Origin of the sequence: Gordonia araii NBRC 100433, from assembly GCF_000241265.1 — a bacterium.
In the GTDB taxonomy this organism is placed as follows: domain Bacteria; phylum Actinomycetota; class Actinomycetes; order Mycobacteriales; family Mycobacteriaceae; genus Gordonia; species Gordonia araii.
This window is the reverse complement of sequence record NZ_BAEE01000021.1, coordinates 148,086-161,693: the sequence shown is the minus strand read 5'-3', so window position 1 is coordinate 161,693 and position 13,608 is coordinate 148,086. Positions and strand designations below refer to the sequence as shown.

The following is a 13,608-nucleotide window of genomic DNA, read 5'->3' as shown; positions in this document are numbered from 1 at the left end:
CTCGCCCTGGGCGTCCACCCGATCGGCTCGACGGCCGGACGCGGGCAGCTGGGCATCCCGGGCTACCTGCTGCCCAGCGAGGGCGCGAAGAGCATCCCGGTCGTCGCGTCGACCCGCTCGCCGAACCTCGGCCAGATCCTGAAGCTCAAGCCCGACCTGATCGTCGTCGACGACACGACGGGTTCGCGCAACAGCCTCGACGACCTGGCCAAGATCGCCCCGACCGTGTTGGTGGCGCGCTACACGGGCGGCTGGGAGAAGTACTTCGCCGCCATGGCCGACGTTCTGAACCGTCCCGAACAGCACAGGCAGGTCATCGCGGATATCGACCGCAAGCTCGACGACACCACCCGGAAGGTGGCCGCCGAGCCCGGGCCCAAACCGATCACCGCGAGCGTCGTGCGCTGGTCGTCGGACGGCCCGACCATCGTCGGCGGCAACTCGCTCTCGACCTGGGTGCTCAACCGGGTCGGGATGAAGCGGCCCGAGGCGCAGGAGAAGATCGACTCGGCGAATCGCGCCGGGCAGAAGGTCAGCATGGAGAACCTCGATCTGATCGATGCGGACTACATCTTCTTCGGCGTCCTCGGCGGGGTAACGCAGGCGCGCGGCGAACTCACCGCCGCCCGCACCAGACCCGGGTTCAGCGCACTGCGCGCCGTCGAAGCCGGGCACGTCTTCCCGGTCGACGGCACGCCGTGGACCAGCGGCACCGGCCCCCTCGGTGTCGAGGCGATCCTCGCCGATATCTCAGCGGCTTTCTTATAGCCGGCGTTTCGATCGGAGACCAATGTCCATCCCCCCGATAGCTCCTTACGCGCTGGGCGACCTGGCGCCGCGGAGCACTCCGCAGCTCGATTGGAAGGTCGACCCCGATCGAGCGGCGCTCCTCGTCCACGACATGCAGAACTATTTCGTCGACGTCTACGAACCCGACTCCGAGCCGTTGGCGTCGGTCGTCCCGAACATCGTCGCGTTGCGCGATGCCGCCGACGCCGCGGGAATGCCGGTCATCCTGACCGCGCAGCCGCCCCGGCAGCATCCGTCGCGCCGCGGTCTGCTCACCGACCGGTGGGGCCCCGGCATCCGGACCGACGAGGAAGCGCAGGTCATCGAGGAGCTCAGCGCACGGCCCGGGGACATCACCGTCGTCAAGTGGCGCTACTCGGCGTTCTCCCGCACCGACTTGCGCTCGCTGCTGGCCCACGACGGCCGCGACCAGTTGCTCATCACCGGCATCTACGCGCACATCGGGTGCCTGCTCACGGCTGCCGACGCCTTCATGCACGACGTTCAGGCCTTCTTCGTCACCGACGGCGTTGCCGACTTCAACGCCGCGTTCCACAGCGGGGCCATCGATTACGTGAACACCACCTGCGGCATGGCGGTGTCGACCGACGACGCGCTGCGCGCAATCAAATCCGATGGCTGAGCAAACCCTCTCTGGAAAGCGCGCCCTGATCACCGGCGCCGCCGGCGGCATCGGATCGGCGGTCGCGCGCGCGTTCGTCGCGGCCGGGGCGCGAGTCCTGTTGAGCGATATCGATCCCGCGGTCACCGATCTCGCCCGCGACCTCGACGCGTCCGGCTCGGTCGTCGACCTGACCGACCGGGCCGCGGTCGCCGATCTCGTCGCCACCGCGCCCGATCTCGTGGGCGGGCCGCTGACGACGGTGGTCCACACGGCGGCGGTCCTGGCCCAGGGGCCGATCGGCGAGATCGTCGACGACGAGTGGGACCGGCTGGTCGCGGTCAACCTGACCGCGACGATGGCGCTGTTGCGCGCGGCGGCCGACGTCGTCGCGACGGACGGATCGATCACCGTCGTCTCGTCGAACTCGGGTGCGACGCCCCGCCTCGGGCTCGGCGCGTACGGGGCGACCAAAGCCGGCGTGACGAGCCTGGTCCGCAGTGCCGGGCTCGAACTCGCCGCGCGCCGGGTTCGGTGCAACGTCATCTCGCCCGGGTCGACCGACACGGCCATGCTGCGCGGCATGTGGCCCGACTCCGCGCCCGCCGACGAGAGTGCCGCAGCCGTGATCGCGGGCAGTCCCGAGCAGTTCCGGCTCGGCATTCCGCTGGGCCGCCTGGCTCAGCCGCAGGACATCGCGGCCTCCGCGGTCTTCCTCGCCTCCGACGCCGCGCGCCACATCACGCTGCACGACCTCCGGGTCGACGGGGGCGCGACGCTCGACCAGTGACGCCGACCGTGCCCACAATCTCGCCGACCGTGCCCACATTCCCGCCCACCGTGCCCACATTCCCGCCCACCGTGCCCAGATTCCCGCCGACCGTGCCCACATTCCCGCCCACCGTGCCCGGCCGCGCCCGCGGAGCCGATCGGACGACCCGACCGATGTCCGAATTGGTAGCGTGGCAGACGTGAAGTACGCCGTCATCATCATCATCGCCCTCCTGCTGATCATCGCCGTCGCCGTCGTCTTCAACGTGCTGGCGGCCAACGCGGCGCGCAAGGCCGAAGCCGAAGCGCTGCGCAATCGCACGTACCGACCGGGCGACCCGTTCTCCAGCGCCGACGACGATGCCGTGTTCGGCGACCCGCGCCAGCTCAAACCGTCCGACCTCGTCGACATCCGCGGCGCGACGTTCGCCGTGCGCGGCGTCATCCGGTTCACCCAGGACGGCTACAACTGGATCGAGGCCCACCTCGATACCGGGACCGGCCGGCGTGCGTGGATCTCGGTCGAGGACGACCCCGACCTCGAGGTCGTGATGTGGAACGAGCTCGACGGCGTGACACTCACCCCTGGACCGGCCACCCTCGAACTCGACGGGCATCGTTTCAGCTACGACGAAGACGGCTCCGCGACGTTCACCTCCGCGGGCACCACCGGCGTCGCGACCAGCGGATCGATGCGCTACCACGATTACGAAGCAGGCAGCATCCGGCTCTCGTTCGAGGATTTCGGGTCCGGCTGGGAAGCCTCCCGCGGCGAGGTGCTCGCCCGCAGCGAATACCGCATCTACCCGTCGAACCCGGCACCCGAGGGACCGCAGTGACGGCACTGTTCGAACTGGAGGGCAGCTTCGTCGACACTCGGGCAGCCGATCTGACGCTGACCCTCGACGCCGACGAGCAGCCCGCACTCGCCACCCGGCGCGGGCGCCTCGGTCCCTTCGACGTGGAACTCCGCCTGCTGGGCGCGAGCCACCAGCTGACCGTCGACCGTCGGGCCAGCGGCTTGCTGCGCGAAACCCTCGCCTGCCTGCCCGGAGATCGGCCGCACCTCCCGTCGACGTGGGTCCGCGACGATTACGCCTTCCGCGCTGAGGTGTCTGTCCACGACGACGAGTCGCTCAGCGAACTCGTCGACCGGCTGCGAACCCCCGCGGACGCAGCGGATTCCCTGCATCTGATCGGGTCGTACCCGGGCCGGCCGTTGGCCGTGACCGCGATCCGAGCCGGGTACGACGTCGCCTCCGACGCCTTGCGATGGCAGACCTGGCACACGTACCCGCAGTCGAGTGAGGTCGTGTACACCGAGAGCGCACTGTCCGGGCGGCTCGCATGACGACACCGCCTCCCAACGGTCCGCCACCGGGCGGGCCGCCGCCTCCCCCACCTCCACCGCCGGGAGGATTCGGGTCGCCCCGCGGATTCTCCGACGACGGGCGTCGTCGCGACGCGGCATCGAAGCTCCGACTCGTCCGGAATGTGATCATCGGGATCATCACGGCCGTCACGGTGATCACGCTCATGGCAACGTGCGCGGTCGACAACAACGGCGACGCGCGCAAGTACATCCAGACGACCTACGCACGCAACGCCGCCCTCGACGACGGGTCCTCGATCGTCGCGTACGTCGCTGACGGCGACGTGAACGCGGTGGCCAAAGACATCTCGTCGGCGCAACGCCCGACCGACAACCGGGCCGGGGCCAACGCGGTCGGCAACGTCGACGGAGCACGGTTCCTGCAATACCCCGACTACCTCGTCGGCCTGTTCCCCTACGGCGCCAACCAGACCCGGGTCATGCTCAGCTCCGACTACCGAAGCGGCTACAACCACTACCACAGCTACGTCGGCGGCTTCTGGGTGCCGACACCCAACTATTCCGGCCGCGGCAGCGGCTACCGCGGCGGCGGTAGCGGCTTCGGCAAATAACCATCAACCGAAGGAACACTCCGTGACGAAATTCCTCGAGAACCTCATCGCCGCCGGCGCCTACTCCGCGGTCGGCATCGCTGCGATGGCCGTCGGCTTCATCGTCGTCGACGCCCTCACGCCCGGGCACCTCCGCACGCAGGTGTGGGTCGACCGCAACCGCAACGCGGCCACTCTGGTCGCGTCGAATCTCGCCGGCGTCGCGATCATCGTCGTCGCGGCGATCGTCGCCAGCGAGGGCGGGCTCGTCCGCGGCCTGCTCTACACGGCCGCTTACACGGCGTTGGGCATCGTCTTCATGGCGGTGACGTTCGGCTTCGCAACGCTGGTGACGCCCGGCCGGCTCGGCGACGCGATCATGGACGACGAGCCTCATCCGGCCATCCGCGTCCACGCGGTGCTGCACGTCGCCGTCGCGGCGATCGTCGCCGCGGCCATCCTCTGACGCCGCGGTGACCCCCGACGCCGGTGCTGACACTGCGCCGGCCACGACCACCCGCGTCACTCCGCGACGACGAGCCGCCCGGGCCGCCCTGCTCGCCGTCGTCTTCGTCTGCGCCGCCTGCGGCCTGGTGTACGAACTGGCGCTCGTCTCGCTCGGCTCCTACCTGATCGGCAACACGGCTACACAAGCCTCGATCGTCCTCGCGGTGATGGTGTTCGCGATGGGTATCGGCTCGCTTGCCGCCAAGCCGCTCCAGCACCGTCCCGTCGTCTGGTTCGCGGTCGTCGAGCTGACCCTCGCGCTTCTCGGCGGGTTGTCGGTGATGGGCCTCTACGCGGCCTTCGCGTACCTGTCGATGTACACCGAGGCGCTCGTCGTCGTCGCGTTCGTCCTCGGCTTGCTGATCGGCGCGGAGATTCCCCTGCTGATGGTGCTGTTGCAGCGCATTCGCCGCCAGGATGCCGGTTCTGCCGTCGCGGATCTGTTCGCCGCCGACTACATCGGCGCGCTCCTGGGCGGTCTGGCCTTTCCCTTCCTGCTCCTGCCGGCCTTCGGACAGTTGCGCGGCGCGCTCGTCGTCGGACTGGTGAACGCGGTCGCCGGACTCCTACTGGTCTTCCTGCTGTTCCGGCGCGACCTCTCCCGACGCGGAGCGTGGGCCGTCGGCGCGGGTGCCGCAGCGGTAATCGCGATCCTGGTCGCGGCTTTCGCCTATTCGACGACTTTCGAGGTGACCGCTCGCCAGGCGCTTTACCGCGACCCGATCGTGCTGTCGAAGCAGTCGCAGTACCAGGACATCGTGCTGACATCGCGGTCGACGCCCGACGGCGACGACGTGCGCCTGTTCCTCAACGGTGATCTGCAATTCTCCTCGGCCGACGAGTACCGGTACCACGAGGCGCTCGTCCACCCGGCGATGGCCGCGCACCCGAAACGGGTGCTGATCCTCGGCGCGGGCGACGGCCTCGCGCTGCGCGAGGTGCTCGCCTATCCGACCGAGTCGATCACCCTCGTCGACCTCGATCCGGCGATGATCGACCTCGCCCGCACCGACCCGCGACTGACCCGGCTCAACCGAGGATCGATGAACGATCCGCGCGCGACGGTCGTCGCCGCCGACGCGTTCACCTGGCTGCGGACCAACGACGAGAAGTTCGACGCGATCATCATCGACATGCCGGATCCGGACGAGACCCCGACGGCCAAGCTGTACTCGACCGAGTTCTACGCCATGGTCGCCGCGCATCTGCGCGACGGGGGCGTCATCTCGGTCCAGGCGGGGTCGCCGTACTTCGCGCCACGGTCGTACTGGTGCGTCGGCGCCACTCTCGGCTCGGCGGGTTTGCGCACCCTGCCCTACCACGTCGACGTCCCGTCGTTCGGCGACTGGGGGTACTTCCTCGCCGCCCGCGACCAGCCCGTTCTGCGCATGAACCCGCCGACCGAGCCACGATTCCTCAGCGACGACGAGCTGCGCGCCGCCCAGATCTTCCCGCGCGACCGGCCACCGCTGGATATGCCGCCGTCGACGCTGATGGACCCGCGCATCCTGCGCTACGCCCAAGGCGAGTGGAAGCAATACTGACGGCGGCGCCCGGCACCGGATAGGGTGATCGGCAGTCGCTGCACGCACAGCCACCCGAGTCGGTTGGACACGCCCGCATCGTGTCCGCCCGACGATTGAGGGCAAGGTTCGCCGGATCTGCGATCGAGGCAAGCTGTTCGTCGTTGACCCTTCATCCGGCGACCGGATGCGGGCGGTCGCGGGAGTTGGCACCATGACCAGGAATTCGGCCGAGAAGCGAGCGGCGCGGGCGTACGCGCAGGAGCACGGCGTGGCCTACCGACAAGCCGTCGAAGCGATCCGACGAAACGATGCTGACCAGATCGACGACTCGTCCTTCGTCCACCGCATCCTGATCGAAGCCGTCGAAGGCTGCGGGATACGCCACTGGGCCCAGATCGTGGAATGGGACGGCGAGCGTCGAGCGGTCGCACGCGATCTGGGCGGCGAGACTTTCGAACTCACCCTGGCGACCCTGGCGTCGGAGTTGCGGGAGTTCCGGTCGGCCGCGCCCGAAGCCTCGCCGCTCGACATCGACAGCTACATCGCCGACGAGGTCGTCCAGGCGTCGCTGTTCGGAGCGGTGATCTATCGCCGGCCGGTTCGTCGCTAGAGCACGGCCGGCGGAAAACCGGGCACGATCGGCGGAAATCCGGGCACGGTCGACGGGAATCTGGGCACGCTCGGCGGGAATCCGGGCACGGTCGGCGGAAATCCGGGCACGGTCGGCGGAAAACTGGGCACGGTCGGCGGAAAACTGGGCACGGTCGGCGGGATGTCAGTCAGTCAGGCAGTCAGTCAGTATGCGCTGACCTGTACCGACATCCCCGGATCAGTCGCCACGGTGAGCGGCGACGGGGCTGCCCCACCGGCGATGACGTGTGCGCCGAGCGTGGCGATCATCACCCCGTTGTCGGTGCACAATCTCGGCTTGGGCACGCGCAGCGTGATCCCGGCGGCGTCGCAACGCTCCTGCGCCAGCGACCGGATGCGCGAATTCGCCGTCGCACCGCCGCCGAGCACCAGCGTCGTGGTGTCGAAGTCCGCACACGCCCGCAGCGCCTTCATGGTGAGCACGTCGGCGACCGCTTCCTGGAAGGAGGCGGCGACGTCGGCCGTCGGCACGGGTTCGCCGCGCCGCTCACACCCTTCGACATACCGCGCGACGGCGGTCTTGAGGCCGCTGAACGAGAAGTCGTAGCGCGCGTCACGGGGGCCGGTCATACCCCGCGGAAACGCGATCGCACTCGGATCGCCGTCCGCGGCGAGCGCGTCGATCAGCGGTCCTCCCGGATAGCCGAGGCCCAGCAGTCGCGCGACCTTGTCGAAGGCCTCCCCCGCGGCGTCGTCGACGGTGGTGCCGAGTTCTTCGATCGGCTGCCCGAGGTCGGTGACGCGCAGCAGGTGCGTGTGCCCGCCGGACACCAGCAGCGCGATGCACGGCGGCATCGGCCCGTGCTCGAGGGTGTCGACGGCCACGTGTCCGCCGAGGTGATTGACGGCGTACAGCGGCACATCCCAGGCCAGCGCATACGCCTTCGCCGCCGCGACGCCGACGAGGAGCGCCCCGGCCAAACCGGGTCCGATCGTCACCGCGATCGCGTCGGGCTTCTCCACACCGGCGGCGGCGAGCGCCCGACGCATCGTCGGAACCATCGCCTCGAGATGAGCGCGCGACGCGACCTCGGGCACGACGCCGCCGTAGCGGGCGTGCTCGGCGACCGACGACGCGACCTCGTCGGCCAGCAGGCGGACCGGTCCGTCGGACGAGCCCGGAGCCCATTCGACGATCCCGACGCCGGTCTCGTCGCAGGAGCTCTCGATCCCCATCACGATCAAGCGGTCACTCATCGGGGTTCTCCGGCATCTTTCCACTGGGTGCGGGACGGATCATCGTGTACGCATCCGCGCCCGACGGCTGGTAGTAGCCCTTGCGCAGACCCGACTTGACGAAACCGACGCTCTCATACAGCCCGATCGCCGCCTCGTTGTCCACCCGCACCTCCAGGAACACCGGCGCGTCGCGGGCGTCGGCGACCTCCAGCATCCGGTCGAGCAGCGCCCGCCCTATCCCGCGCCCCCGGTGCGTCGGGCTCACCGCGATGGTGTGGATCTCGCACTCGTGATCCCCGGCAGCACCGAGGATCGAGACGCCCGCGTAGCCGATCGGCAGGGCGCCGAGCGTGTCGCGTGCCGCAAAGTAGCGGTTGTACGGGGCATTCAACTCGGCGCGGAACGCCGCGGCCGGCCACGGGGAATCACCGGCGAACATCTGCTGCTCCAGCTCAGCGCACCGGGCGATATCGGCACCCTTCAGCTCGTCGATGACGGTCACGCGCCTGCCCGCTTCTTCTTCTGATCGGCCAACTCGACCGCGTCGGGTCGACGCAGATACAGCGGGACCAGGGGTTCGGGCGCGGCACCGGACCGCACGGCATCCGCCGCGACGACGGCCAGTCCGACGACGTCGAGGGTCGCCTGGGCACCCGGCCACCGGTCGTCGGGAAGCAGCGCGGGGACACCGGCCACCCAGTCGACCCGTTCGTCGGCGAGCTCCCCGACCAGCGCGGCCGGAGCCGCGACACCCGGACCGTCCACGCGGGTTCCGTCGACGTAGCGCGCCCAGTACACCTCGCGACGCCGCGCATCGGTGACCACCAGGATGGATTTCGCCGCCCGTTCCCACAGCACCGTGGCGGCGAGCGCGTCGAGGGTGCAGACCCCGTAGACGGGGATTCCCAGTGCGTCGCCGTAGGCGGCGGCGGTGGCCATGCCGACGCGGAGCCCGGTGAACGGCCCCGGTCCGCACCCGACGACGACCGCGTCCAGATCGGATCCGCTCCACCCCGCTTCGTCCAGGCACTCCTTCATCAGGGTGGTCAGGGTTTCGGCGTGCCGGCGTTCGTCGGCGATGACTCGTGAGCAGATCCCGACGACATCCGCGGCGCCCACCGTGGCTAGTCCGGTGACCACGGCCGCCGTCGCGGTGTCGATCACCAGCACCCGTCGCTCACTCACCGACCCACCGCCATTCCACCGTGCGCTCGTCGCCCTCCGGTTCGCGGGACAGCCGCACGAGCAGATACCGCCCGGCGAGCCGCTCGGCGACACCGGCGCCCCACTCCACCACGACCACCGAGTCGGTGAGATCGGTATCGAGGTCCAGCGCGTCGAGCTCGTCGAGGATGTCGGCGCCCTCGCCGAGGCGGTACGCGTCGACGTGGACCATGCCGGGACGCCCCGACTCGCCTGGACGATGAGCACGTGCGATGACGAAGGTCGGCGACGTGACGCGCCCGACGACACCGAGTCCCGCGCCGATCCCACGGGCGAGCGCCGTCTTACCTGCGCCGAGCGGACCGTCGAGGATCACCAGATCGCCGGCATCGAGAGCCGCCGCGACGTCGCGGCCGAACGCCTCGGTATCGGCGGTCTCGGGCAGCGTCGCACTGCCCGAGACGCCCGGGGTCACCGCCATCGGGCCCACCAGCGCCGGGACTGTTCGGTCTCGACCGGCCTCGGCGACTCGGCGCGTGCCGGTTCGCTCGTTCGCCTCGGCGACTTTCGGCGGGCTGACAGTTCGGCGCGCGCCCGCGTGACGAGTTCGTCGAGGACCTCGTCCACCTCGTTCGGGCGCTCCATCTGCACCATGTGTCCCGCGCCCTGCACGATCGTCAGACGGCAGTTGTCCCCCAGCACGCCGTACATGGCGTACGAATTCGGGTAGGGGGTCATACAGTCCTCGTCGCCGCAGACGACGACCGTCGGCACGCGCGACAGAACCGGCAGACCCGACATCTCGTCATGCTCCTCCAGCGCCGCCAGGAAGTGGACGATCGTCGTCAGCGGCGTCTGACGGATCATCCGCTCCACCGCGCGCGCCGCCGAGGGACTGTAGAAATCCGGGCCGAAGCTCGCCGCGAGCAGTACCGGTTCGAGGGCGCGGCGGGCGCGCGTGCGACCCGCCTGAATGAACCAGGGCGCGTGGCGCACCGCCAGGCGGAACGCCTTCACCGCCGGATTCTGCAGGGCCTCGCCGACGCCCGCCTCGGTGATCCCGCGCGCGGCGCTGGCGACCAGACCGACGCCGATCACGCGCCCGCCCGGGCCGAACAGCTCCGGTTGTCTGCGCGCCAGCGCCATCGTCGCCATGCCGCCCATTGAATGCCCGACGATCACGACCGGACTGGTCGGCGCCAGGGCGCGAATCACCGCGGCGACGTCGTCGCCGAGCTGCGACATCGTCATGGTCTCCGGCGATGCCGGCTCGCTGCGGCCGTGGCCCCGGTGGTCGAAGAAGACCAGTCTCGTCTTCTCGCCCCAGGCCGTGGCCAACGCGGTCCGCTGGAAATACCAGGAACTCATCCGCAGGGAGAACCCGTGGACGAAGACGACGGTCAGGTCGGGGTCGTCGTCGCCGTGGACGACGCGCGCCGCGAGCCGGACCCCGTCGTCGGCGGCGACAGTGTGCTCCTCCTCGCGGTAGAGGGAGTCGAAGTGAACGTCGGCGTACGGGTCGGTGAGGCCGGCCCGCGCCTGTGTCACCTGCCGGGCGACGCCGGTCGCGGCCAGGTTGCCGAGCACCGAGACACCGGCACTCGACTTCGTGATCGGATTCCCCGACCGCCGCGGGCGACGCAGCGCGTTCATGGCAGGCCTCCGAGGTAGCGCCGGGCGATGCGCGGGCCGATCCCCGTGACGATCTCGTAGTCGATCGTGTCGGTCAGGTCCGCCCACTCGCGGGCCGTCGGGCCGCCGTCGATGCCGGTGCCGAACACCGTCACCTCGTCCCCCTCGCCGACGCCGCCGCCGTCGGGTCCGAGGTCGACGACGAACTGGTCCATGCAGATGCGCCCGATACCGGGGAAGTCGCGGCCGTCGATCCGGACCCGCAGCCGCCCGGACAGGGCACGCGGCACGCCGTCGGCGTAGCCGACGGGAATGACCGCGACGACCGTGTCGACGGGTGCGACGAAGGTGTGCCCGTAGGAGACCCCCTCCCCGGCGGCCACCTTCTTGACCAGCGATACGCGGGTACGCAGCGTCATGGCGGGAATCAGATCGGCGTCGCTGTGCTGCGGCACCGGGTTGAGGCCGTAGACGGCGATTCCGGGGCGGACCGCGTCGAAGGCCAGGTCGGGACGGGTCAGTGCGGCGGGCGAGTTGGCCAGGTGAACGAGTTCGGCGATTGCCCCGGTCTTCCGCAAATCGGCCACCGCCGCGGTGAGCGCCGCGGCCTGCGCATCGTTGACCGGGTTGGCCGGCTCGTCACCGCAGGCGAGATGCGCCATCACGCCGCGCAGCCGTACCGCGCCGGCGGCGCGGGCGCGGGCGAACGCGTCGACGAAATCCGACCATTCGTCTCGCGCCACCCCGCTGCGGTTCATCCCGGTGTCCACCTTGACCGTCAGCGTCGCGGTCTCTCCCCGTCGCCCTGCCGCGTCGACGACCGCCGCCAGTTGGCGGGTCGAAGAAACCGCGATGTCGACGTCGGCGGCGATCCCCGCCTCGAAGTCGGTGTCGGGCGCGTGCAGCCAGGACGTGATCGGAGCGTCGATCCCGCCTTCGCGCAGGGCCAGCGCCTCGGTGATGTGGGCGACTCCCAATCCGACGGCACCGGCGTCGACGAGAGTCCGCGCGACCGGCAGCGCACCGTGGCCGTAGCCGTCGGCCTTGACCACGGCGAGCACCCCCGCCCCCGCGACGTCGCTCAGGACGCGGAGGTTGTGCGCGATGGCCCGCAGATCGACGGTCGCGGTGCCCATGGCGGTGGAGCCGGTTGAAGTGTGCATCGAACAGATATTGTCTCAGACCCGCGCCCCCGGACGCGTCACCCGGCCTTCGACCGCAGCAAACGGATCGCATCCGATATGGCCGTGACCAGTGCGGACGCCCCGATCGGGGCGCCGGGCGAGCCAGCCGCGATGTGTGCGGCGACACTGTGCGCGCGGGCTCCCATGGCCGCCGCGAGAGCCGGGCGCAGTCCCGTCGCCAACAGCGCCCCGACGATCCCGGACAACGCGTCGCCCGAACCGGCGGTCGCGGCCCACGAGGATCCGGCCTCGTTGACCAGCACAGCTCCCCCGTCGACGTCGCCGGGCGGCGAAGCGATCAGCGTCGCCCGGCCTTTCAGCAGCACGGTCGCCCCGAGATCCGCGGCACACGCCGCCACGGCCCCCACGCGGTCGGCTGCCAGCGGTTCACCGGTCAGCCGGGCGAACTCACCGGCATGCGGGGTGAGCAACGTCGGCGCGCTGCGCGCGGCGAGCAGATCGCGGTGCCGGGCGAGCAGCGTGATTCCATCGGCGTCGACGAGAACCGGGACATCGGCCGCCAGCACGGTGCGCAACCGGGCCAACGCCGCCTCGCCGGTACCGAAGCCAGGTCCGACGACCCACGCCTGCACCTTGCCCGCGACGGTTACCGCCGGCCCGCTCGCTGCGCTCCCGGCGACTGCCACATCCGTCCCGCTCGCTCCGCTCCCGGCGACTGCCACATCCGTCCCGCTCGCTCCGCTCCCGGCGACTGGACCGGGCTCGTCGGCGACGACGACTTCCGGATACCGGGCGACGACGGCCGACGCCGCGGGGCCCGCGTACCTGGTCATTCCCGAGGTGGCGGCCACCGCCGCGCCGGTGCACAGCAGTGCGGCTCCCGGATAGGCCGCCGATCCCGCAACTATCCCGACGACGCCCTGCCGGTACTTGTCGTCCGTCGGCCCCGGGATCGGCCACCTCGCCCCCACCTCGGCGTCGGAGAGGGATGCCAGCGTCGTGACGCCCGCATCGTCGGGCACCTCGTCCAGGCCGATGTCGACGACGACGATCCGCCCGCACTGCGGCGCCGCGAGGACGTGGGCGCGCCGCGGCACGCCGAACGTCACGGTGAGGTCGGCGCGCACCGCCGGGTCGTGGACGACCCCGGTGTCGGCGTCCACGCCCGAGGGCAGGTCGACGGCGACGACTCGCGCATCCGGTGAGTCCGCGGCGGCGGCCGCGAACGCGGAGGCGGCGTCCGGGCGCAGCGGCCCGTTGCCGCCGATCCCGACCACGCCGTCGACGACCACGTCCAGCGGCCCAGACGTCGTCTCGAATCCCCGGACGACCCGCCCGCGGGCCGCGCGGAAGGCGGCGAGTCCGCCGTGGTGCGCCCGTTCGGGGGCGAGAAGCAGGGCGGAGACGGCTACGCCTCGGCGCGCGAGGATCGCGCCCGCGTACAGCGCATCACCGCCGTTGTCGCCGGAGCCCACGATCAGCCCGGCGCGGCGGCCGTACACGCCGCCGCTCGCGCGGAGGTCGTTGAGGATGGCCGACGCCAGTCCGTGCGCGGCCCGGCCCATGAGGACGCCGTTGTCGAGCAGCCCGGTGGATTGCTCAGCCGACCTGATCTGATCCACTGTCGGATATCGCACCGCGTCCTCCGTACAAATTCGTCGTGCGGGCGGGCCGTCGTGGACATATCGGCCACCGGCCG

16 protein-coding genes are annotated in these 13,608 nt (G+C 70.6%); 9 read left to right on the top strand and 7 right to left on the bottom strand.

From position 1 onward, the window contains the following. The 9 genes from GOARA_RS03950 to GOARA_RS03910 form a co-directional block, all read left to right on the top strand. The coding region (locus tag GOARA_RS03950; RefSeq protein WP_007321001.1) for an ABC transporter substrate-binding protein at positions 1–768 on the top strand (768 nt) is incomplete at its 5' end. A gap of 22 nt (positions 769–790) precedes the next feature. Then, entirely contained in the window at positions 791–1,432 is a 642-nt protein-coding gene (locus GOARA_RS03945) for an isochorismatase family protein (RefSeq protein WP_007321000.1), read from the top strand. Then, complete coding sequence (locus GOARA_RS03940; protein WP_007320999.1) at positions 1,425–2,201, top strand: SDR family oxidoreductase; 777 nt, start codon at positions 1,425–1,427, stop codon at positions 2,199–2,201. The genes GOARA_RS03945 and GOARA_RS03940 overlap by 8 nt, the downstream gene beginning before the upstream one ends. A gap of 181 nt (positions 2,202–2,382) precedes the next feature. Further along, positions 2,383–3,021: a DUF4178 domain-containing protein gene (locus GOARA_RS03935; RefSeq protein ID WP_040521634.1), complete on the top strand. Its 639-nt coding sequence runs from the start codon at positions 2,383–2,385 to the stop codon at positions 3,019–3,021. Next, positions 3,018–3,533 (top strand): DUF2617 family protein, encoded by a 516-nt coding sequence (locus GOARA_RS20090; RefSeq protein ID WP_007320997.1) that lies wholly within the window; start codon positions 3,018–3,020, stop codon positions 3,531–3,533. The genes GOARA_RS03935 and GOARA_RS20090 overlap by 4 nt, the downstream gene beginning before the upstream one ends. After that, a complete protein-coding gene (locus GOARA_RS03925; RefSeq protein WP_040521632.1) occupies positions 3,530–4,126 on the top strand; it encodes a DUF4247 domain-containing protein in 597 nt (198 codons plus the stop codon). Before GOARA_RS20090 ends, GOARA_RS03925 begins: the two co-directional genes overlap by 4 nt. Positions 4,127–4,148: 22 nt before the next feature. Then, positions 4,149–4,571 (top strand): DUF350 domain-containing protein, encoded by a 423-nt coding sequence (locus GOARA_RS03920; RefSeq protein WP_007320995.1) that lies wholly within the window; start codon positions 4,149–4,151, stop codon positions 4,569–4,571. Positions 4,572–4,578: 7 nt separating this feature from the next. Beyond that, positions 4,579–6,156, top strand: coding sequence for a polyamine aminopropyltransferase (locus GOARA_RS03915; RefSeq protein ID WP_007320994.1), 1,578 nt, complete (start codon positions 4,579–4,581; stop codon positions 6,154–6,156). 193 nt (positions 6,157–6,349) lie between these two features. Continuing rightward, a complete protein-coding gene (locus GOARA_RS03910) occupies positions 6,350–6,748 on the top strand; it encodes a hypothetical protein (protein WP_007320993.1) in 399 nt (132 codons plus the stop codon). Positions 6,749–6,933: 185 nt separating this feature from the next. Here the strand turns inward: GOARA_RS03910 and tsaD are convergent, their stop codons facing one another. The 7 genes from tsaD to GOARA_RS03875 are packed head-to-tail and all read right to left on the bottom strand — an operon-like array spanning position 6,934 to position 13,546. Further along, positions 6,934–7,974, bottom strand: coding sequence for a tRNA (adenosine(37)-N6)-threonylcarbamoyltransferase complex transferase subunit TsaD (tsaD, locus tag GOARA_RS03905; RefSeq protein WP_040521681.1), 1,041 nt, complete (start codon positions 7,972–7,974; stop codon positions 6,934–6,936). Between the two features lie 4 nt (positions 7,975–7,978). Then, positions 7,979–8,470: a ribosomal protein S18-alanine N-acetyltransferase gene (gene rimI, locus GOARA_RS03900; protein WP_007320991.1), complete on the bottom strand. Its 492-nt coding sequence runs from the start codon at positions 8,468–8,470 to the stop codon at positions 7,979–7,981. Beyond that, entirely contained in the window at positions 8,467–9,153 is a 687-nt protein-coding gene (gene tsaB / locus GOARA_RS03895; RefSeq protein ID WP_007320990.1) for a tRNA (adenosine(37)-N6)-threonylcarbamoyltransferase complex dimerization subunit type 1 TsaB, read from the bottom strand. The genes rimI and tsaB overlap by 4 nt, the downstream gene beginning before the upstream one ends. Continuing rightward, positions 9,146–9,613 (bottom strand): tRNA (adenosine(37)-N6)-threonylcarbamoyltransferase complex ATPase subunit type 1 TsaE, encoded by a 468-nt coding sequence (tsaE, locus tag GOARA_RS03890; RefSeq protein ID WP_007320989.1) that lies wholly within the window; start codon positions 9,611–9,613, stop codon positions 9,146–9,148. The genes tsaB and tsaE overlap by 8 nt, the downstream gene beginning before the upstream one ends. Beyond that, positions 9,604–10,785, bottom strand: coding sequence for an alpha/beta fold hydrolase (locus GOARA_RS03885; protein ID WP_007320988.1), 1,182 nt, complete (start codon positions 10,783–10,785; stop codon positions 9,604–9,606). Before GOARA_RS03885 ends, tsaE begins: the two co-directional genes overlap by 10 nt. Then, positions 10,782–11,927 carry an alanine racemase gene (gene alr, locus GOARA_RS03880; protein ID WP_007320987.1) on the bottom strand — a complete coding sequence of 382 codons (1,146 nt, stop codon included), beginning with the start codon at positions 11,925–11,927 and terminating at the stop codon, positions 10,782–10,784. Before alr ends, GOARA_RS03885 begins: the two co-directional genes overlap by 4 nt. Positions 11,928–11,965: 38 nt before the next feature. Continuing rightward, positions 11,966–13,546: an NAD(P)H-hydrate dehydratase gene (locus GOARA_RS03875; RefSeq protein ID WP_007320986.1), complete on the bottom strand. Its 1,581-nt coding sequence runs from the start codon at positions 13,544–13,546 to the stop codon at positions 11,966–11,968. Positions 13,547–13,608: the final 62 nt, after the last annotated feature.